The organism is Dyadobacter fanqingshengii, assembly GCF_023822005.2.
In the GTDB taxonomy this organism is placed as follows: Bacteria; Bacteroidota; Bacteroidia; order Cytophagales; family Spirosomataceae; genus Dyadobacter; species Dyadobacter fanqingshengii.
The window spans coordinates 543,001-564,701 of the sequence record NZ_CP098806.1 but is presented as its reverse complement, the minus strand read 5'-3'; the positions used below and the strand labels follow the sequence as shown (position 1 = coordinate 564,701).

19 protein-coding genes are annotated in these 21,701 nt (G+C 44.5%); 8 read left to right on the top strand and 11 right to left on the bottom strand.

Annotation, left to right across the window (positions count from 1 at the left end):
• On the top strand, positions 1–243 hold the full coding sequence (locus NFI81_RS02325) for a PIN domain-containing protein (RefSeq protein WP_234614489.1): 243 nt from the start codon (positions 1–3) through the stop codon (positions 241–243).
• The gene (locus NFI81_RS02320; RefSeq protein ID WP_310590127.1) at positions 186–407 is read left to right on the top strand and encodes a PIN domain-containing protein; all 222 of its coding nucleotides are present in this window, start codon (positions 186–188) and stop codon (positions 405–407) included. Before NFI81_RS02325 ends, NFI81_RS02320 begins: the two co-directional genes overlap by 58 nt.
• A gap of 96 nt (positions 408–503) precedes the next feature.
• On the opposite strand, the gene NFI81_RS02315 is transcribed toward NFI81_RS02320, so the two are convergent.
• From NFI81_RS02315 to ruvC, 5 genes are all read right to left on the bottom strand, one after another.
• Positions 504–2,078, bottom strand: a complete 1,575-nt coding sequence (locus NFI81_RS02315; RefSeq protein ID WP_234614490.1) for a DHA2 family efflux MFS transporter permease subunit — start codon at positions 2,076–2,078, stop codon at positions 504–506.
• 32 nt (positions 2,079–2,110) lie between these two features.
• The gene (locus NFI81_RS02310) at positions 2,111–3,199 is read right to left on the bottom strand and encodes an HlyD family secretion protein (protein WP_234614491.1); all 1,089 of its coding nucleotides are present in this window, start codon (positions 3,197–3,199) and stop codon (positions 2,111–2,113) included.
• A 65-nt stretch (positions 3,200–3,264) separates the two neighbouring features.
• Positions 3,265–4,599, bottom strand: coding sequence for a TolC family protein (locus NFI81_RS02305; protein ID WP_234614492.1), 1,335 nt, complete (start codon positions 4,597–4,599; stop codon positions 3,265–3,267).
• Positions 4,577–5,221, bottom strand: coding sequence for a TetR/AcrR family transcriptional regulator (locus NFI81_RS02300; RefSeq protein WP_234614493.1), 645 nt, complete (start codon positions 5,219–5,221; stop codon positions 4,577–4,579). The genes NFI81_RS02305 and NFI81_RS02300 overlap by 23 nt, the downstream gene beginning before the upstream one ends.
• A 183-nt stretch (positions 5,222–5,404) precedes the next feature.
• Entirely contained in the window at positions 5,405–5,989 is a 585-nt protein-coding gene (ruvC, locus tag NFI81_RS02295) for a crossover junction endodeoxyribonuclease RuvC (RefSeq protein WP_234614494.1), read from the bottom strand.
• 7 nt (positions 5,990–5,996) lie between these two features.
• Between ruvC and NFI81_RS02290 the strand changes: the two genes are divergently transcribed.
• Positions 5,997–7,016: a lysylphosphatidylglycerol synthase transmembrane domain-containing protein gene (locus NFI81_RS02290; RefSeq protein WP_234614495.1), complete on the top strand. Its 1,020-nt coding sequence runs from the start codon at positions 5,997–5,999 to the stop codon at positions 7,014–7,016.
• Between the two features lie 4 nt (positions 7,017–7,020).
• Entirely contained in the window at positions 7,021–8,172 is a 1,152-nt protein-coding gene (locus tag NFI81_RS02285) for a glycosyltransferase (RefSeq protein ID WP_234614496.1), read from the top strand.
• 103 nt (positions 8,173–8,275) lie between these two features.
• Here NFI81_RS02285 and NFI81_RS02280 read toward each other — a convergent pair whose 3' ends face one another.
• The 6 genes from NFI81_RS02280 to NFI81_RS02255 all read right to left on the bottom strand — a co-directional run bounded on the left by NFI81_RS02280 (position 8,276) and on the right by NFI81_RS02255 (position 17,725).
• Positions 8,276–10,018, bottom strand: coding sequence for a tail fiber domain-containing protein (locus NFI81_RS02280; RefSeq protein WP_234614497.1), 1,743 nt, complete (start codon positions 10,016–10,018; stop codon positions 8,276–8,278).
• A gap of 230 nt (positions 10,019–10,248) precedes the next feature.
• Positions 10,249–11,385, bottom strand: a complete 1,137-nt coding sequence (locus NFI81_RS02275) for an FAD-dependent monooxygenase (protein ID WP_234614498.1) — start codon at positions 11,383–11,385, stop codon at positions 10,249–10,251.
• Positions 11,386–11,411: 26 nt separating this feature from the next.
• A complete protein-coding gene (locus NFI81_RS02270; protein WP_234614499.1) occupies positions 11,412–12,125 on the bottom strand; it encodes a T9SS type A sorting domain-containing protein in 714 nt (237 codons plus the stop codon).
• Positions 12,122–13,618, bottom strand: a complete 1,497-nt coding sequence (locus tag NFI81_RS02265; RefSeq protein WP_234614500.1) for a tail fiber domain-containing protein — start codon at positions 13,616–13,618, stop codon at positions 12,122–12,124. The genes NFI81_RS02270 and NFI81_RS02265 overlap by 4 nt, the downstream gene beginning before the upstream one ends.
• Before the next feature lie 817 nt (positions 13,619–14,435).
• Positions 14,436–16,526 (bottom strand): choice-of-anchor A family protein, encoded by a 2,091-nt coding sequence (locus tag NFI81_RS02260; RefSeq protein ID WP_234614501.1) that lies wholly within the window; start codon positions 16,524–16,526, stop codon positions 14,436–14,438.
• A 380-nt stretch (positions 16,527–16,906) separates the two neighbouring features.
• Entirely contained in the window at positions 16,907–17,725 is an 819-nt protein-coding gene (locus NFI81_RS02255) for an XRE family transcriptional regulator (protein ID WP_234614502.1), read from the bottom strand.
• Between the two features lie 130 nt (positions 17,726–17,855).
• Here NFI81_RS02255 and NFI81_RS02250 point away from each other — a divergent pair, with 130 nt between their 5' ends.
• From NFI81_RS02250 to idi, 4 genes are all read left to right on the top strand, one after another.
• Positions 17,856–18,752 (top strand): MerR family transcriptional regulator, encoded by an 897-nt coding sequence (locus tag NFI81_RS02250; protein WP_234614503.1) that lies wholly within the window; start codon positions 17,856–17,858, stop codon positions 18,750–18,752.
• Positions 18,745–20,253, top strand: a complete 1,509-nt coding sequence (gene crtID / locus NFI81_RS02245; RefSeq protein WP_234614504.1) for a bifunctional phytoene desaturase/3,4-desaturase — start codon at positions 18,745–18,747, stop codon at positions 20,251–20,253. The genes NFI81_RS02250 and crtID overlap by 8 nt, the downstream gene beginning before the upstream one ends.
• On the top strand, positions 20,250–21,086 hold the full coding sequence (locus NFI81_RS02240; protein WP_234614505.1) for a phytoene/squalene synthase family protein: 837 nt from the start codon (positions 20,250–20,252) through the stop codon (positions 21,084–21,086). The genes crtID and NFI81_RS02240 overlap by 4 nt, the downstream gene beginning before the upstream one ends.
• A 73-nt stretch (positions 21,087–21,159) precedes the next feature.
• Positions 21,160–21,681 carry an isopentenyl-diphosphate Delta-isomerase gene (idi, locus tag NFI81_RS02235; protein WP_234614506.1) on the top strand — a complete coding sequence of 174 codons (522 nt, stop codon included), beginning with the start codon at positions 21,160–21,162 and terminating at the stop codon, positions 21,679–21,681.
• Positions 21,682–21,701: the final 20 nt, after the last annotated feature.

Genomic DNA, 21,701 nt, shown 5'->3' with positions numbered 1-21,701 from the left:
ATGATTCTTGTCATTGACACCAATTGCCTGCTGGTAAGCATTCCGAAATTATCCGCTACGCGATGGCTGTTTGATGCATTGAAATCGGGAATTTTTGAATTTGGCATCTCCACCGAGATTCTCGAAGAATATGAAGAGGTTATCGGCGGATTTTATTCCCCTAACCTTGCTACCAATGTCGTCGAATTCTTCCGAACCTGGACAACGCAATATGGGTCACACCATTTTACAGATGGAATTTAATCAGTGACCAAGACGATAATAAGTTTGTCGATTGCGCCTTAGCCTGCCATGCAGATTATATTGTCACCCACGATAAACATTTCAATGTGCTTAGCTCAATTACTTTCCCGAAGGTTAACATTCTCACTATGCAGGAATTAAAAGACATTCTGGCAATTAGTTAGAAAAACAAAAACCAATTTTGAAAGCACTTCTAGCTGTAACAACAAAAAGGCCTCAACGAGGCCTTCTGTTTTAAAAACACCACTACACTTGAAATCTTAATGTACGGAGGAGGGGTCGATTTTTGTTTTGCCGCTTTTGGTCCAAAGCACGAAGGGGACGCAGATCAGGAACATGAGGCCAAGATAAAGGAATACGTCCATGTACGACAATACCTGCGCTTGTTTTGTGACTGTGTAATCCAGGATTTTGTAACCGCTTTTCAGAGCCACATCAGAAGGCATTCCTTTGGCCATAAATGATTGTTGCAGACCTTCAACCCGCTGCATAACCGAAGGATTATTGATGTCCAGCTTGCTAACCAGGTCATTGCGGTGCAGCATATTTTGTCTGGCTAAATAAGTCGTGATGACCGCCACGCCGAATGAACCGCCCAACTGCCGCATCATCCCTGTAAATGCGGCTCCCTCGCCGATTTCCCGGCCTTTTAATGTTGACAAGGCTAATGTTGTGATGGGAACAAATAATAATCCTAATCCAATTCCACGAACAATGAGCATGTTGAAGAATGCATCCTTTCCGGTGTCAGGAGTTAAAATCAAATAACCCCAGTAACTATAAATAAAGAAGAAAACCATCCCCGCGGCAACCAGATATTGCTGTTTCACGCCACGCTGGATCAGCTGGCCGACAATGGGCATCATCATTGCGGTGACAACTGCCGCGGGCACCATTAGCATTCCCGATTGTGTCGCCGTCCAGCCTAATGTGGCTTGGGTGTACAACGGAATGATGAACGTAGATCCATACAATCCGAAACCAAGAATAAAGGAAAGAATGGTCCCGACTCGAAGGTTGCCATTTGCCAAAACCCTGAGATTAACGATCGGATTTTTGTAAGTCCATTCGCGCCAGATAAAGAAGAAGAACCCAAAAACGGCCGTAACAGTTAGTAAAATAATGATCTCATCATTAAACCAATCTTCTTCCTGCCCCTTTTCCAACACATATTGAAGTGAACCTACGGAAATGGCCAGCAGCACAATGCCCCAGTAATCAATCTCATTGGCCGCTTTCTTTTGAGAAAATCTTGGACTTCTCACAAATTGCATGGTCAGCATCGCTGCAATGATCCCTAGCGGAATGTTGATATAAAATATATAAGGCCAACTGTAATGATCCACAATGTAACCTCCCAGCGGTGGACCTAATGTGGGTCCTACAATCACACCCAGACCATAAATAGCCTGCGCAATGCCGCGTTTTTCGGGTGGGTAACTTTCGGTGATCAATGTCTGGGCAGTTACGAGCAAAGCGCCGCCGCCCAAGCCTTGTATCAATCTGAAAAATACGAGCTCCCAGATGTTGTTCGCGTTACCGCAGAGAAATGAGGCAACTGTAAAAATAATGATCGAAGCGGCAAAGTAATTCCGGCGGCCAAACTGTTGAGAGAGCCAGCTGGTCATGGGCACAACAATCACATTACCAATGGCATAGGCCGTAATAACCCAGCTTACTTCGGATAATGTGCCGCCCAGGTTCCCCCGCATGTCGTTGAGCGCAACGTTGACAATGGTTGTGTCAACGATTTCGAGCAACGCGCACAGTACAGCCGTTATCGTTATGATGACCCTTCGGAAACCATATTCGACGAGTGATTCCTGTAATTCCATTTAATTTGGGTTTAAGGTCAGTGTGCTGATCCTTAGTTCAATTCCACATCCACGAACACGTTCATGCCCGGTCTCAATTCTGCTATGCGCTCGTCTTTGGCTTGCGTAAATTCGATTCTTACGGGTAGGCGCTGTACGACTTTTACAAAGTTTCCACTTGCATTGTCAGGAGGCAGCAATGCGAATCTTGCCCCGGTTGCAGGAGAAAAAGAAGCCACTTTTGCTTCGAATTCATGGTCAGGATAAGCGTCAACATGGATTTTCACTTTTTGTCCCAACTTCATTTTGGTCAATTGCGTCTCTTTGAAATTGGCCACAACCCATGGTTCATTGGTCGAGATAATGCTGAACAGCGATTGTCCTGCTTGTAAATATTGGCCTACCTGCGCGTTAACCTTCGAAACGCGACCGTCTGTCGGTGCTGTAATAACGGTGTAGGAAAGGGTCAGCTCCGCATTTGCGATCTCAGCCTGACGTGCCTTAATGTTCGCATTGGCAACACCGGTTTGTACGGAAGTCGCACGTGTTTGGCTGCCTGCCGCTTTTGCCTGACGTTCTGCTGCGTTTTTCTGAGCAACCAAAACCGCCAGTTGACGTTCGGCTTTCTGCTTCGTCGCAGAAGCCTGCTCAAACTCCTGTTGCGTGATCGAATGATCTTTAATCAGGTTTTCGTAACGGGCAAAATCCTGGTTAGCGCGCCATACATTTACTTTCGCTTCTTCAATTTGCGCTTCTACAATGGACACATTGGCCTCATAAGTGATACCGCTGGCTTGCGAAGCGTTTGTTGTTGCATTGGCCACAACCAAACTTCCCTGCGATCCTGCCAATCCGGCTTTCGCTTGTTCCAGTTTGATCAGCTGATCGCGGTTATCCAGAACGATCAGCGTGTCGCCTTTTTTAACGGTTTGGTTATCCTTCACCTTTATTTCCGTTACATAGCCTGATATTCTTGGAATAACGGGACTAATGTTGGCGTCAACCTGCGCGTCGTCCGTTTCTTCGTGATGCAATCCGTGATTGTATTTGTTAAAGCCCCAAATCCCGCCAACGGCGATCAGGACACAAAGAATGATGACGAATGTGTAATTTTTCTTTTTTGGAGTTTCTTCGGTTTCCATTTTAGTTTTGAATAAGTGACCGGGTCGCCGGTGCGATGACTGAATGATATTTGGCCGGTTTCTTTTTAGTTAATGACTCCGGCGGATTGTTCTAGTTTTTTATATGCGACGATGGCGTCAGCTTTTGCGGCTTCGAAGTTGATGCGGGATTGCACTTGTGCCACATCCGCGTCGAGAAGTTCTGTGGTGGTCACCAGACTGTTATCGTATTTATTTTTGGTAATCCGGTAATTTTCGTCGGCCTGTTCCACAGCTTTGGCATACACGTCGATTTTCCTTTTGCTCAAAACATAATTGTAATAAGCCGTATTAACCTCCAAATGAATGCGGTCCAGCAGGATCTCCTCATTTGTTTTCAGCTGGTAAACTCTGGTTTTGGCCTGCTCCATTTTCGCACCCGATTTCCAAAGTGAACCAATGTCATATCGCACCCCGATTCCTGCATTCATCGCATTCGGGATCATGGCTACACCCGGAATGTTAAGCGCCACATATCCAGCGGTTAAAGCCACATTGGGATAAAAATCTGCCTTCACAACCTTGATATCTGAATTCGCCGCTTTCTGACGGATGCCGTTTGCAGCAAAATCCTTGCGATGCGATATTGCCGTTTGTTCCCATTCAGCCGCGTTGCCTTCTTCTTTTAAGGTGATAAAACTCGCCGAATCTGCTGTCAGCACTGTATTTTCGGGCATTCCGAGCAGCAGGTTCATATTAATGGTCGTTACTTTTAAATCGTTTTCGGCATCCAGCAGCGTAAGCTCAACATTCGATTCCTGCAACTTGGCTTTCATCAGATCGTTTCTGGCCAGCATTCCGTTTTTTTCCCGGTTCGTAAATTCGGTCACGCGCTCCCGTTCCCGCAAAAGATTTTCCGCAACCAGATCGACCGATTTTTTGGCTTTATATAAATTACTGTACGCAGCAACTGTATTCTGAATCACTGCATCGCGGTCGTTTTCAGCGTCCAGTTTAGCGGCTTGTTCCAGGTAATGTGCTGATTCCAAGCCATATTTAAACCTGAACCCAGAGAAGATCGGAAGTGAAGCGCTGGCCATTCCGTACATTACCTGGTGCACTTTCAAATCGCTTCCGCCCGTGCTGTCGTTTCCGTTTTGAGGGAGTTTCAGGTTAATGTTCGGAGAATTTAGTCTCAAATAAGAGCCCGAAACACTCAGACTTGGCAGTTGGTTTTCCCTGATTTGCTTGATACTCAGACCAGCAAGGTCTACATTGGTCTGGCTTAATTTGAGCTGCTTACTGTTTTTCAAACTCATTTCAATCGCTTCTTCCAGCGTCAATTTTCGCGGGTCCTGAGCGAACGAATGAGCGGTTGCGGCGAGCCAGAACACGCTGGCGATCGCAAAAACCATTCTTTTAGTTCTGGTTGTGGTGTTCATTAGTTACTGTTGATTTAAATAAACTTTTTAAGTGCTGGCTTAATTTGCGTTTCAAATGAATCTGAAATTCAGCCTCTTCCATATCTTCCAGACCATTGATCCGCTTGTAAAAATCCTGCGTGGCAATTGCGTAGTTGATCGTGCCGTACAATGTGGTGCTCATCAGGCTCAGGTCAATATTCTTCCGAAACGCACCCACCGCCTGACCTTCCTCAATCAACTTCTGCATCAACTGCACATTCCGCAGTTTCAAACTTCTGATATGTTCCGAAATGGCTGGTGTCCGTTCTGAGGAAAGTTGCTCGCGCATCATAATGTTGTGAAAGCACTGGTTTCCCATCAGGCGGTCGATGGCGCTATCGATCAGAATGTTGATTTTTTGAATGGGAATCAAATCCTCATTCCCAAGCAGCATTTCCATCCGCGAACGGGACTCGCCCATGCGCATGGCGAAAAGGGCCTCGATCAACTTTTCCTTCGATCCGAAGTAATATGAGATCATCGAAACATTCACATTGGCTTCCTGCGCAATATCTCTGACCGACGTTCCCGCAAAACCTTTGTCCGCAAACAAACGTTCTGCGACTTCTATAATCTGTATTTGCTTTGGGTTATACTCCATTTAACTGACTCATTAACAGTTGTTAGCATTAGCTTTCCGTTAATGATGATGCAAATTTAATATACCTAAAAATAAAAATCAAACGATTGTTTGATTTTACTAAACAAACGTTTGATTAGTAAAACGAAATGTTGTTTAAGTACCATTAAAATTTTTTAATGTCGGCAAGAGGCATTGAAGGCGCTATTTGACGCGTTCGGGGTTTTCGCTTACGAATGCACCCCAGCCGCCTTTTTTGGATTTTTTGGAAGAACCTGAGGCAGCCGCAGCGGGAGAATTGGCATGATACTGATGGCAAATGGCGATGGCAATCCCGTCGGTTGCGTCCATAAATTCGCGGCTTAACTCCATATTGAGGATTTTTTCGAGCATGTAGGCAACCTGTTCCTTAGAAGCGCTTCCGCTGCCGGTGACAGATTGTTTCACCTTTTTAGGCGAATATTCGACGATCGGAATGTCCCTGGCCAGCGCAGCCGCCATGGCGACGCCTTGCGCGCGGCCAAGTTTGAGCATGGATTGCGGGTTTTTACCATAAAATGGATCTTCAATTGCCATTTCATCGGGCAGATAGTCTTCAATAAGCTGGGTAATGCGCTCAAAGATTTTCTTTAACTTCAATTCATGCGTAGTATATTTGCTCAGATGAATCACACCATATTGAACCAAAGTAATGTGCTGGCCTTTCACCGAAATCACCCCGTAACCCATCACCTGGGTGCCGGGATCCACTCCAATAATCACTTTTTCGGTAGCGTCGGTTTGCTGCATTTTAATCATGGTGCAAGATAAGGAACTCTCTACTGCCAAAGAAAAAAGAAACCTGCAAAACCTGCTCTGGATCGGTAAGCTCATCATCACGCTCCTGATCCTCAGTTACATCTATAAAACCTTTCGAAACGAGCAAAAAGGCATTGGCGATGTGGGTGCCGTTTTTCATGACATTCTCGTTTCTGAGCATTTCCCAATCCTTTTTTCAATGCTTATGCTGGTGCCTGTCAACTGGGCGCTGGAAAGCCTGAAATGGCAGCAACTAGCCAAAAAAGTGGTTGATATCAACTTCCGCGATGCATTTCGGGGGACATTAACCGGTCTTGCATTCGGCGTGGCTGCCCCGGCACAACTTGGCGACACCTTCGGGCGCGTGGCAGCATTGAAATCGGACAGGCGGCTTGAAGCGATCGGCGCTGCTATTGTTTCTAATGGCATTCAGTTTTACATTTCGGTTGTGGCTGGTGCGGTGGGCTGGCTTCATTTGCAGGAAAAGATTGGCCTAACATTGCAAAGCAAGCAAATCATCAATATGCTGCTCGTCGCCGTGATTATTTCCGGAATTGTCGTGGTATGGTTCCGAAAACCGCTTACGGATTGGCGCCCCAAAAGACTGGTCTTTCAAAAGGCGCATGCTTATTTACGCATTATCGGCAACTATTCTGCATGGGATCTTGTAGTTTCTACGTTGTATGGTTCGCTGCGTTATGCTGTGTTTCTGAGTCAGTTTGTACTTGCCTTATCGCTTTTCGACTTTCCCATTCCCTCACTTGAACTTGCTTCTGCGGTTTCGTTGATTTTTTTGGCCAAAACACTGATCCCGGCGATCAATGTGCTGGGAGATCTGGGGCTGAGAGAATTTACTGCTTTGCTGGTTTTTAAACAATACAATTTGCCCGCGGAAGAAATTATTGCGGCTACTTTTCTGGTCTGGATACTCAATGTACTCGGACCGATCCTGATCGGAATTTTCCTGATCTGGAAATATAAATGGAGTAAGATGAAATTTTCAAACTCCAATAATTAACTCAATGACAGAACATTACCTAATTTCCTGGCTTATCCCCCTACTCTGGCTCGTCATATTGAGTTACGCGGTTTTTACATTCACACTTACCTTTTTCTGGAATCGGATCAAGCCTTCGGGTATTTTTAAGTTTGATAAAAGAATCTTCATTACGGTTATTGTTCCGGTGCGAAACGAAGCTGAAAATATTGGTTTTCTGCTCAATGACCTCGACAAACAGCACTTTCCTCACGAGCAGTTTGAAGTCCTCATTATGGACGATGGTTCGGTTGACCGGACGGCTGCCATCGTACAGGCATTTGCCGCCCATTCCCAGGTAAATCTGCAATTAATAGCGCTGCCTGATACGGACACAACATCTCCCAAAAAGCGGGCGATCGAAACAGCCATCACCCGTGCAAAAGGAAACCTGATCGTGACCACAGACGGCGATTGTCGCGTGGAATCCGGCTGGTTACAGTCCATTGCGGCATGTTACGCGGCAACCAATGCCAAATTGATCAGCGCGCCGGTTACTTTTTCAGAGGAAAATGCTGTTACCGATCATTTGCAAACCGTGGAATTTGCGAGCCTCATCGGAAGCGGTGCGAGCGCCATTGCGGCCGGATATCCGTCTTTGTGTAACGGTGCTAATTTGGCTTATGAAAAAAATGCATTTATTGAAGTAGGCGGATTTGACGGCGTGCGTCACATTGCGTCTGGAGATGATGAATTTCTGATGCACAAGATTGCGGCCAGATATCCCAAAAGTGTTCATTTCTTAAAAGATCCGAGGGCAATAGTTACAACCAAGGCGCACGATAACTGGCAGGCTTTCTTTCGCCAGCGGAAGCGCTGGGCGAGCAAATGGAAACATTATCAAAGCAAAACGCCTTTGTTCCTGGCAATTTATGTCTTTACCTGCAACTTCTCGCTGATCGTGAGCGGTTTACTATATGCGTTCGGGCTTGTTGACGGGTATTTTTTTATAAGCTTGTTATCTGCCAAATGTCTGCCCGAGTGGCTTTTTCTTGGTTCGGTTTTATCGTTTCTGAAAAAGTCAAAATCAATTCTCTACATTCCGATAACGCAGATTATTTATCCTTTCTATGTTTGCTTTTTCGGGCTAGCGGCGCAGAAACCGGAGTATGAGTGGAAGGGACGGAAGCTGGTGTAGGCCCAAAACCTACCGAGTTGATTGTAAATTCGTAGGAAGGTGGGTGGATTGCATGTTTGGCCAGATGCAGTAAGAGATGAGGCCAACCGTCATAAAAGCTGCCTTATTTAGCTGTTTTTGTTTTTATAGAACCAAATTCCTTACTGACGCTAGCCTCTAACAATTCCAGCCTCTGACCCAGTTGCCGAACATCTTCCAATTCCTTTCGCAGAGCGGAGATTTCGTTTGTCTTGGCTTCTAACTCCACACGTAGAGCGGCAATCCCATCTGTTTTGCCTTTTAATTCCTTAACCGACTCAATAAGGTGAGGAACTAAGCCAATGTAGTTCACAGATTTAAAACCATCTTTATTCGTCGAAACTAGCTCAGGGAAAACTTGCTCAACCTCTTGCGCAATTAATCCTGTTTGAAGCGTCTGATCTTTGGTTTTATCTTCCCAATTATAGTGATAACCTTGTAAGCTGCTAACTTTTTCGATGCTGTTTTCGAATGGCAGAATGTTTGTTTTTAGTCGACGATCTGAGGTTTGTATTAAATTGCCATTTAAGTAGCCGTTCCCTTGCGCTGTAACCCAGAATTTCCAGTCTTTGAGAAATAACCCTATCTCATTATCAGTTTTCATACCCACAAATCCATCGCTAGTATTTAATGAATTATTGAAATAAATTCCCGCTGTCTCTCCATTATGCCTTATCCTAGCTCGTCCTCCCAAATCTAATAGAAATTGCGGATCTAAAACTTTGCTGCCTATCCCCACTTGCCCATTTCTTAATATAGTCATAGCATTAGCACGTGAGTTCTCACTAACCCCTATGCCAATCTGAAAGATTCTGTCTAACGGATTTTCGGTATTTGAATTCGGGCTGTCACTGTTGGAATTGAATGCTCCAAGTGCCATACCTCTCACTGCTTTGGCAACTAAACTTTTCCCCAAAGTGGAAGCTTGAATGCCCGCTGCCACACTTCTGGATCCTAGGACGATCGAACCTGAACCACTTGCTTCATTCAAGCTGCCTATGGCAACGGAACTTAAATCAGTTGCTTTACTTTGAGTTCCAAATACAATAGCACCATTGCCAGTTGCCTCAGCCTCGTAGCCAATTGCCAATGATCCTACCCCAACACCACTTGCATGGTCACCAATAGCAATCGAGTTCTTAGAGACCGCTTTGGACAAATATCCAAAGGCTATTGAATTATGTCCAGAGGCCTCTACGGCATTACCCAAACCCACAGAATTTTCACCAATTTTTACATCTTCCCAAGATCCGTTGCCTGAGATTCCCGCCCTTAACGACGCTTTTCCAGGATACCATATGAATCGCGAACCATTTCCGATAGTGGATAGCCCCTTGCCACTTCCAAGACTTCCAGATAGTACTACGGGATCATCATTTTTTAAACGACCCGCCTCCTCCGCATGCAGAGCATAAGGCACGCTAAGCAATTGCGTTGCTCCTAAATCCATGAAGTCAGTTCCTCCATCTGGATCTAATTCAACTTGTAGAAAATAGGTGTCCGATTTCCAATCGACCCCGCCAAGATCTCCTCCGGCTCCGCCAACTTTTACGTTAAAAATCCCTGCACCATTCGTTTGCGCATCGTGTTGCTCTTCGAAGTTTGACGGACCAGAAGGTGTTGCTTTATGAATCGTCAGCCTAAGCTTTACCATTGCATTTGCGATGACCTTCCCACCTGCATCCCTCGCCACTCCTTGAAAACTGAACTGCTGCGGAACCTGTGCGCTGGTAGCAAATGAAAGAAGCAGAAGTACAATTGCAATGAGTAGTATCGCAACAATCAAAAGACGTTTTTCAGTTTTATCTTGCACGCATAGGTTGTCCATGAGATCTTTAATTTATGCTTGAGCTTGATTGATGATATGTTTTAAATGATGGCAATGTTCTTACTAATAAGCGGTAAATGGAAAATCCGTTTATCCAAAGGCGGACTTCACTTATTTAAGGGAGCAAGAGCTTGTTTAAACTAGGTTTAGTAATTAAATGCTGCTACTGATACTATTTGAAGCTTATCTATTTACGGCACTGAGAAGCGCGGGTGTGTATAAATCTGCTTCTATATTTTCATTGACGTGACGTCGTACAGAAAGTACTTGTCTACAACTTTCAGTGTAAACGATGAAGGCGTTAAGCCCATGAGAAGATTTCTTAGATAAACGGCCATGCTGTTTTCCAGCTGGCCGATTTTGCCCAATTGCAGGCTGTCTTCAATAATGCTTTTTGCGCGGTGATAATGCAGGGATTCGTATCTCTGAAACACAGATTCCGTAACACCGTATTTCTTAATGATTTCTCCCAATATGTAGGCTCCTTCAATGGCGATGCACCCGCCCTGGCCCAAGGTAGGCGTGGTCGGGTGAGCTGCGTCTCCCAGTAAGGTGCAATTTCCCTTAGACCAACCGCTAACCGGAATGCGATCGGACAGGCTGTTTTTAATGATATGATCGGTTTTTGAGATCAGCTCCGGGATGGGATCGTGCCAGTCAGCAAAAAGCCGGAGTAACTTTTGCTTGGTTTCCTCCGGCTCGTCGCTCTCCATGAATTTTTCGTTTACGGTCGTCCACCAGCCGCATTGGCCGTCCCTAATGGGTACGATGCCAACACGCTTGCCTTTGCCATAGCTTTCGCTGGCATATCTAATGTCAATGTTAGATTCGGCAATCCCGCGCCAAATGTTGTATCCCCGAAAAATGGGTTCTCCATCGCCAATGATACCCTGCCGCACCAAGGAGTGAAGCCCGTCTGCGCCAATGACTGCATCAAAAATCCTGAAAACCCCATTCTTAAAACTAACGCTCACTTTGCCATCCGGCGTACTTTGAAATGCATTCAGCTCATGACTTGCGTAAAAAGTTGCATCAGCATGTTTGAGCAAGATCGCGTGCAGATCAGCGCGGTGCATGCACATGGCGGGAAGCTGATATCTGGGTTCGGTTTGAGCAAGAATTTTGCCTTGATCCGTTTTCATGCATATTTTCGTTATTGCGCCGCCCACATTTAATATGTCATTCAATAACCCATATTGCCTTAGGACCCTCAAAGCATTCGGAAACACACTTATCGCCGCACCAATTTCCTTGAACTCTGCATTTTTTTCAAATATATGGCATTTGAATCGCGTGTTTCTCAGGCTCACAGCCAATGTCAAACCTGCGATTCCTCCGCCAATGATTGCTATTTCCTTTGTCTGCATTGGGTTCAGGGTTTGGGGTTTAGTGATTAGTTTTTGAAGATCTTCTCGGAATGCACAGATCCGTCTTTTCTGGTAATGCTGATGATATAAATGCCGGAAGGAAAGTCCTGGAAATTGATCGCCTTCCCTGGCAACTTCTGCAATTGTTCTTCTCTAAACGCCCCGACTGTTGCACCAGCGATATTCGTAACTTTCAGTTCTTTCATTGAAACCCAGTCTTTGGCATCCACAGTAAGCCAGTCTGAAACCGGATTTGGGTGGAACGATAGCCCATTTATGGCTTCAAAAACAACATTACGCACACGGCTATACGCATAAGTGCCGTCTTGATCCACCATTTGAAGCCGGTAAAGATTTTCGCCCTTTGCAGGGTTGCTATGCTCAAAAGCGTAAGTCTTAACCGCATTGCTTTCACCATTCGCCTTCAAATGCCCGATCCCGGCCCAATGCTTGCCATTGGTGCTGTGCTGGATCAGGAAATAATCGCTGCTGGTTTCTTCCGATGTGCTCCATGTAAGTGAAACTGTTGCCGCATCCGTAAGCGCACATTGGAAATCAATGAGCTTTACCGGCAATGCAGACATTGCCTCGGGAGTCAAACTTCCCAGAACCCAACTGACACTCACGCCGCCACCTAATGAAGTGCTGGATGCTCCGTAAATGCCGGATGGAGAAATGGATTGCGCACCAGCCCAATAAGCCAAGCAGCAAAAACCGATGATCATTAGAAATCTTTTCATTTCGCAGCTGTTTTGATTTCTGCAACACCAGCTCCTTTATTAAGACTCGCTTCCAGCAACTCCAACCGCTTGCCCATTTCCCGCATGCCTTCCAATTCCTTGCGCAACACCGCAATTTCATCTGTTTTGCTCTTCAATTCCTTTACAGACTCAATCAGGTGAGGAACCAAACCAATGTAGTTGACCGATTTAAACCCATCCTTATTCGTAGAAACCAACTCAGGAAAAACCTGCTCAACCTCCTGAGCAATCAAACCCGTTTGCATTGTCTGATCTCTGGTTTTATCCTCCCAGTTATAATGGTATCCCTGCAAGCCGTTTACCTTGCCGAGGCTGTTTTTGAAAGGTTGAATATTGGTTTTAAGGCGGCGGTCGGAGGTTTGGATTAGATTACCGTTTAAATAACCATTGCCTTGATCATTTACCCAGAATTTCCAAGTTTTCAAATAAAGACCTACTTCTGTATCTGTTTTCATTCCTACAAAGCCATCTGGATTACCATTTTTGGTGTTAAAGAAAATTCCTGCTGTTTCTGTGCCGAAATATCGTATTCTCATTCTCCCCCGAAGATCCATCGTGTAATCCGGGTCACTTGCACCTATCCCGACCTTCCCATTTCTTAGGATAGTTACTACGTTATGACGACTATTCGCACCGTTTCCATCTCCGATTTGAAATATTCTATCATTCAGCGCTAAGTTTTTTGGGTCAGGATCATCATCATTTTCGCCCCACCTTCCGAAAGCAACACCTCCTCGTGCCTTCGCAACTGCACCTTCCCCAAATGCCATTGAATAATTTCCAGAGGCAATTGAGTTGAGTCCTCCGGCAAATGATGCTTCGCCGGTAGCAGATGAATTGTTACCAAATGCAAAAGAGTAATTGCCGATTTGGGCATCATCCCAAACGCCTGTGTTTTCAAAACCAAATCTAAAAGCAGCTTTTCTAGGATACCAAATAAATTTCGATTGTCCAGGAATTACCGGAAGTAATGCGCCTTGACCTAAATTTCCGGTCATAAAAATTGGATCATCATTTTTTAGCTTATTCGCCTCTGCTGCGTGAAGCGCATAAGGAACACTTAGCAATTGAGTTGTACCGAGGTCAATAAAATTATTGCCAGAAGTAGGATCAATTTCAACTTGTAAATAATATTCACTTTCCTTCCAATCAATAGCACTTAAATCCATTCCTGCACTTCCAACAGGAATAGTAAACACACCATTAATATTTGTTATGGGAGTGTGCTCTTCTTCGAATTTAATATTAGAGTTAGGAGCAGTTTTATAGATAGTTAGCCGCAGTCTAATGAGCTGATTCGCAACAACCTTCCCAGCCGCATCCCGTGCGACGCCTTGAAAGCTGAATTGCTTTGGGGCTTGGGCTTTGGCTAGTAAACAAAGAAGCAGCAGGATGATCGCGATAATCAGAGTCCTGAAATCTGACAAGAGGTTGTTCGTCCGCATGTGTAGGTGTAAAGTTTTGTTCTTCATTTTTTACAAGTTTTGATATGACTTCTCAAAATGCATTGTGTGATCGTGCGTTTGAGGAGCCTAATGTTCGGAATTAAGAGTCGAAAAAAAACATCCGTTGAGCCAGAGGCGGGATTGAATTATTTAAGGGTAAGGCCCTCCGTTCTGCGTAAAAAAAAACTATAAGCAGAGCTTATAAAGGCATTTTTTGCCTTTATTGAGCCGATTGAACACGCCGTGAAATTGCGCTGTTTTTGCCTCTAAAATCGAACTGTAACCGATGTGGATCAGGCATTTCGCGGCCGTGCATTAATCAAAAAGATTTTTGATAATCCATAAAATTATTATCGTGATCAGAGCCTTGATAAGCTCGCGGAGAAAAGAGTTGGGTTTGCGCAAAGGTCGGATAGGAAAGGCACAGGATTAATTAGGCTGCAATGCTGTCAAAAAAATCCCGGATCGAAAAAAAAGGTTGAGCCAGAGGCCGGGGAGCTTTATTTAATGGTTGCGCGCCATGTACATTACTTACTCCCGATTACTGCGGTTGCGAACGAGCAGTTGCCCATTCCTTCAAACATCTGGATACGAGACTTTGACAGTAACAGCATCGTGTTGTCAAAGATCTTCTTTCGTATGAACGTCGGCGAAACAGGTTTATATCGTTTGCTTTACAAAAGGCAAGGAAAAATATTCTCAAAAGCTGCTTATTCAAAAACAAGTACCATGACGTTTGTGCCAACGATATTTTAGAAACTTGGTGAGTTACCCCAAAAAAAGGCTGTCCCAAAATGAGACAGCCTTTTGCAATTCACATAACGCTATATTAAGAATTCTAAACTTACTTTTTCACGATTTTTGAGGAGTATTTGCCTTCGGCGTTGACGATGTTGACGATGTACATGCCTGTTGCAAATGCCTGAACATTTACTTTTAATTCTGTTTGGTCCTGACCAGGCATTGTTTGGTAAACCTGCTTGCCGCCTAATGTCAGGATTTCGAGCTTTTTGACCGCAGAATAACTTTTTACGGTCAGTTCATCCTGGCTTGGATTGGGATAAAAATCGACTGAAAGTCTTGTGTCGCAAGCTCCGGCTTCTACACTGCGGATGGCGCTGTATTCAAATGTTTCGTCTGTATCAACTTGTTGTAAGCGATAGTAATAGTTTTTTGAAGGCGCTATTTCTCTGCTGTAAGGCGCATCGTTGTAAGCATATGTGTTTTGTTTCGCGCTGTAATTGATGCGGCTTAAAGAAATGAAGTTTTTTGCATCTGTTGAACGCTGCACAACAAAGTGCGAAAAGTCTTTTGATTCGGTCACCGTCCATTTCAACTGAACGTCGCAATTTTCGTTTTTCGCGGTAAAACTGGCCAATGTTACCGGCAGTGAGCCTGAGGGCGGAGGGCTGGTGAAGCACTTTCCGTCTGATGTTGACGCCGGATAAGTAACCTCTACGGTTTTCCAGGGAGTAACAGTAATCCTAACCTTAGCACCGTCATCCAGAATGGAAGAATAGCGATCGGTAACTTCAACCCACTTTTCTCCATCTTTTTCCCAACCCGGCCAGGCAATTCCTGCTCCATTTTCATCCACAGCTGCACCTGGGAACAGAATGCTGCCTGTCAGCGGTCTTTCGGTGTCTTCCTGGATCACATTGTTTTCAGAGTTCAGCCATTCTATTTTAGCCGTTTCGCCTGTCGCAGGGTAATTTGGGGTAATGGTATATTCAAGCCAGGGTGCGTTATTGATACATTTTGAAACTACTGTTACTTCTATTGCCTTTTCAATCGGCTCAGGAATGGATGGCAGGAAAGGCCAGAAGTGCACTTCGTCACGGGTGTGTACAAAGCTTTTCGCAATGATCTGACCGTTGATGTTTCCATTGTTTTCTTTGATCAGGTTTGCACAAGGAGCGAAAATGGTTCCGTGAATAGGTGTGTTTCCGCCCAGCACCAATTTATCTGTTGCATCAGGGAAATTGTAGATCACATAGCTTCCTTGCGGGTCAGACAAACCGCCCACACTTGGGAAGTTGATAATTGGATTATTCCCTTTTGACGCTGCGAAAGTCGGGAAGTCAATGATGTTAATGATCAGTGCAAATGGGCCCGTATAACTGGCGTCTCCCAACTGCGGTCCCTGCGGGATCCCCTCGATATTTGTGTTTCCAATCTTATCCCAAACTGCCGCCGAAACCGTTAAGACGTTTATAGCATTCGGGTTAACAATAATTTTAGGGTTATTACCAATTTTTGAGGGATCCAGGTAAGGTCCTGTTTCCATGCCGGTAATGATATTGCCGTTCTGGTCACGGATGGCCAGGTTGTCTGTCATCTCTTTCAATTGGGTCGAACGCTTCATGAATGTTGTGAAAGCGCCGTCAATATCGATCTGGTTCGCTGCTGTTCCGAACACATTCTCACAGATCGGGTTCTCATTGTCCCCCACCTTAGGAGACCATGAATTTACGTTTGCATTGATGGTAATGTTGGGCGTATCGCTGTATCCTGCCGTGTTGCCGGTGATCCGGATCGTTGACTCAGCATTGTTGTTGTCCTTGTACCAGATCCGCAACGGCGTCGCAACATTGGCGTCTGATGGTGCGCATTGCCCTATTTTTACGTAGTTATCGCCATTCACGGTTAGAGATCCGCTATTGAGCTTTACGCCGCCCCGCACGGCCAGGCCAATCGATGCACTTCCTACAAAAAACACTCCGTGGTTCTTATTAAAACTAATCTGATACTGATTAGTAGTCAGATTACCTCCGATGGCAACAGGCCCTTCTGTTTCATTGGAAGTAAAGGTGGCATCGCCTTTCACAAAGATGTTGAATCTCTTAGCGGCTGAGGTTGGGCTTTGCGCCCTGGCATCATTCAAGTTAAGTGCAATAGATGCAAGAAGGGTTACGAGTAAAATTTTGGCAGACATTGTTGAGTTACTTTTTATTACTCAACGAAAGTAGAGGACAGCCAAAAGTTTGTAATTCTTTTTGTGACCAGTCAGCGAATGCATGGGGTGATATCTGGCAATTTCGGGGTTTTCACAAAAATGAAAATTGCACTTTACCGATATATTCCCACAATCATTATTAACTATATTGAATTGATTTACTATTTATTTTTTTGCCCGGATATTTTTGTTCTACATCACTGCCCTCAATCCAACCGCAAACATTCCACCCAGGTCTAGAAGTGCTTCGATGAGCGTTTTGTTTAGGGCTTTAATCCAATTTTAACATTGTAATTGTCCCTTTGCTGGATCGCCCTTGCTCAAAAATGCCCAATTATCGACGTATGGACATTATCCAATTATTTGGATGCCGGTTTCCCCTTAATTTCCTTGATCTCATTCTGCATCTCCTGCAGCATTTTCATTAATTGCTGCATATCCGTTTGTGGTTCGGGAAGTGCCTTGCTATGGAAGCTATAATATTCCCAAAGCTCAATCACCTCTGAAAGGGGGACGGTGTAGGCGAAGTATTGTTTGTTGAAGGATTGCAAAAGCATTGTCCCGTCCTTATTAATGGTCACTTGTTTGAACACAAAGTCCTGATCACCTTTTAAAATGACAATACATGGTGTCTCCGGACGGATCGTAGTCCAGTCCTGAACATATCTCGTTATGATGTCGGCACCCTCCGGAACCGGCAGCATGGAGTCACCCACGGTCGGAAACATTCTGAATGTGCCGTTTTTAGGAAGCGTAGGCAGGCTGAATCGTGGCAATGTTGCCAGAAACTCAGGGTCGCTATAACCGGAGCGGTACCCGGCTTTGGCTTGCACAGGAACATATTCAATGTTCTCTTTTTCCTCCCGATCCACCGTGATGGCAAGTACGCGGATGTTATTACCCTTCATAAACAGCTCGCTGCCCTGTTCCAGGTCCTTCACTTTTTGTTCCGAAAGCTTGCTCAGGTCAATTTTAAGCAAACTATCAATGCTCATCCTGAAAAACTCCGAAAAGTGGATCAGGTCATCAATTGTCGGATTGGCTGTGCGACCACTTTCATGTGCATTTAACTTCACTCTCGTGATTCCCAGACGCTCCGCAAGTGCCTCCTGGCTCAGTTTAAGGCGTAAACGAAGGAACCTGATGTTCACCGGCCAAAAAATTTCCTGACTTCCCATAACGTGAATGATATTTTATAAATCAAACATATGATATTAATAATATCAAAAGTAGCAGCATTTTTTTATTTTCCTACAAATAATCGCTAAAATAATTTTGTTTAACTATTTTTGAAAAAAATTAAACAGAATGTCGTCGTACTCTATCAAGGACCTGGAAAGAATCAGCAGCATGAAAGCGCACACGATTCGCATGTGGGAGCAGCGTTATGGGTTGCTCGAACCTGAGCGGACGGATACGAACATTCGCTTTTACAATGATGACCAGGTCAAAAAGCTCCTGAATGTCTGCACGTTACTAGACAGGGGAATGAAAATTTCTCACATCGGCAAGCTGTCGAAATCCGAAATGGCGGTGGAGATCGACAAGATCATTAATGAGTCGTTTCAGGGGGACGTGCATGTGGAGGCGATTATCAATCAGGCTTTGATAGCCATCACCACATATAATGTTGTGATGTTTAACGAGCTTTTCGCTAATGCTGTAAAAAGGCTCGGATTGAAGAAGACCTATTTAAAAATCCTTTATCCGTTGCTTGTCAGAACGGGCCTGATGTGGGTAAAGGATGACCTGCTTCCATCGCAGGAACACTTTTTGTCAAACCTGATCCGGCAAAAGCTTTTCTCGGCGATTGATGCCTTGCCCCTGGGCGAAAATCCAGATCAGAAATGGATCCTTTTTCTGAACGAGGAAGAAGACCATGAGATCGGGTTGCTGTTTGCATACTATTTAATAAAGCAACTTGGCAAGGACGTTATATATCTCGGAGCAAGGGTTCCTTTCCGGGACCTTTCAGCGGTTATTTCGAATTGCAAGCCAACGCACACTTACTCGTTTTTTACAAGTAATCCTTTTGATAATCAAGCAGAAACGCTTCTGGGAGGCCTTAAAACAAGTTTCCCTGATGTGAACGTCTGCATCTCGGGTGGGGACGAAAAAACAAAGGAAATTGCCACCAAAAAAGGGGTTATCTTAATTGAGACAATTGAAAATCTGACAGGAATTCTAAACACTTCAAATGCATAACCGAAGCAGAACAAAATCTGGTAAATCACATGAAGTTGCAGTTATAGGTGCGGGTTTTGCAGGGCTGGCTGCGGCTTCTGTGCTGGCCGAAAGCGGAAATAAGGTTACGGTTTTTGAAAAAAATACCGGCATAGGAGGCCGGGCAAGGACGTTTTCACAAGATGGGTTCCTGTTTGATATGGGCCCGAGTTGGTATTGGATGCCGGATGTTTACGACAGCTTTTTTGCGCTCTTTGGCAAAACCACTTCCGACTTTTACGAACTGAAAAAACTCGACCCGGGATTCGCCGTCATTTTCGAAAACGAGGTAATGGACATCCCGGCTGATTATGATGCGGTTTGCGCACTTTTTGAAAGCATTGAGACGGGAAGCGGGGCGAAGTTGAGAAAATTTATTGCGGAAGGAGAATTCAAATATATGGTCGGCATGAATGACATGGTTTACAAGCCAGGGCATTCGGTTACAGAGTTTTTTAGTTTCAAATTGTTTAAAGACGCATTGAAACTGCAACTTTTCACCTCGTTCAGCAAGCACGTTAGACAATATTTCAAAGATCCGCGGCTGCTCGCATTGATCGAATTTCCGGTTCTTTTCCTGGGCGCTATGCCGAAAGACACTCCTGCCCTTTATAGTCTGATGAATTTTGCTGGCTTGAAACAAGGGACGTTTTATCCCATGGGCGGTTTCGGGAAAGTTGCCGAGTCCTTTAAAAAAATAGCAGAAGACGCCGGTGTTTCAGTTTTAACAGCTCAAAATATTGAAAAGTTTGACATAACCTCTGGTAGCATCAGCCATTTACATACCAAAAACAGCAGTATCAAAACAGACGCTGTGATTGGAAGTGCTGATTATCATCACATTGAACAGCATTTGCTGGATGAAAATTATCGCACCTACGACGAAGATTACTGGGAAAACAGAACATTTGCGCCTTCTTGCCTGCTCTTTTATTTGGGTGTAAATAAAAAGATCGATAAGCTTCGGCACCATAATTTATTCTTCGATGAAAATTTTGACCAACACGCCGTTGAGATTTATAAAGACAAGAAATGGCCCAAAAGCCCGCTGTTCTACGTTTGCTGCCCTTCTAAAACTGATCCTTCCGTTGCACCTGAGGGGAGCGAAAATTTATTCGTCTTGATGCCCATTGCCATCGGCCTGGCTGATCCCGACGTAATCCGTGAAACCTATTTCAACGTACTTATGGAAAGGCTCGAAAAATTTGCCGGTGAAAATATCAGAAGTCATGTAGTTTTTAAAAAAAGTTACTCCGTTTCTGATTTCATCAGCGACTATAATGCCTTTAAAGGAAACGCTTACGGACTTGCTAACACGCTGATGCAGACTGCTATTTTTAAGCCAAAACTTAAAAGCAGTAAGGTCAGAAACCTGTTTTATGCTGGCCAGCTGACTGTCCCAGGACCCGGAGTTCCACCTTCGATCATTTCGGGCCGCATTGCAGCCACTGAACTTCAAAAATACCTAAATACTAAGTCATGAAGAGCTTATTCGACAATCTTTCCGCCTCATGCAGCAAAACAACCACACAATTATATAGTACGTCGTTTTCGCTTGGCATTTATTTTTTGAAACCATCGTTACGTGCGCCGATTTATGGAATTTACGGGTTTGTAAGGCTCGCAGACGAAATTGTAGACAGTTTTCATGACTACGATAAGGAATTTATGATGGATAAAATCCGTCAGGACACCGTAGAAGCGCTTCGGCACAAAATCAGCATTAACCCGATCCTGAACAGTTTCCAGCATGTTGTGCATGCCTATAACATTGAATGGGAGCTCATTGACACTTTTTTAAAAAGCATGGAAATGGACCTGATGAAAAAGGAACACAATCCGGATTCCTATTCCGAATACATTCTTGGTTCTGCGGAAGTTGTCGGCTTAATGTGCCTGAGAGTTTTTACAGAGGGAAATCAGCAGCAGTTCGATGAGCTTAAACCCTTTGCGATGAAGCTAGGTGCAGCATTCCAGAAGGTGAATTTCTTGCGAGATCTGAAAGCTGATTATGTTGATCTAGGCCGCACCTATTTCCCTGGAGTGAACTTCGACCATTTCTCCTATAAAGAGAAAGAGAAGATCCAGCAAGAAATTGAAGAAGACTTTGAACAGGCATTAATCGGCATTAAGCGGCTCCCGAGTGGCGCGCGGCGTGGCGTTTATCTCGCTTACTATTATTACAATAAGCTTTTTTTGCGTATTAAAGAGACCCCGCCAGAGAAAGTAATGAATGCACGCATCAGAATTCCGGATTATGATAAAGTAGGACTCATGTTTCGTTCGTTAGTAAGGCATCAGTTCGACCTTTTATGACGTTTTTTTGTTAGACATTAAAAGGCGCTGAATAATTGAACTGTTGGCCCGTGAAACATAAATTCCGATTTTTATGACTGATCAAGTTGTGCTGGTGAACGAAGATGATATGGAAATTGGCCTGATGCCCAAGTTGGAAGCGCATCAGAAAGGTGTTCTGCATCGTGCATTTTCTGTTTTTATTTATAATTCAAGAGGAGAAATGCTTTTGCAGCAGCGGGCTTTCGGGAAATATCACTCAGAAGGACTCTGGTCAAACACTTGCTGCAGCCACCCGCTTCCCGACGAATCTGCCCATCACGGAGCGGTGAGAAGGCTTTCGGAAGAAATGGGGATCACGGCTGACCTGCAATTCCTTTTCACATTTCAATATCACGTTAACCTGGAAAACGGCCTTACAGAGAATGAACTTGATCACGTTTTCTGGGGCGTTTCCGATGCCAAACCCAACATTAATGTGAGTGAGGCAAATGATTATAAATACATGAAACCGGCTGATATCAAGGCAGATATGCAGCAGAATCCCGATGCTTACACTGAGTGGTTCAAAATATGCTTCTCAGAAGTAGCCGACAAAATAAAACCAAAACAATAGCTGACGGCCGAAAGCCGAAA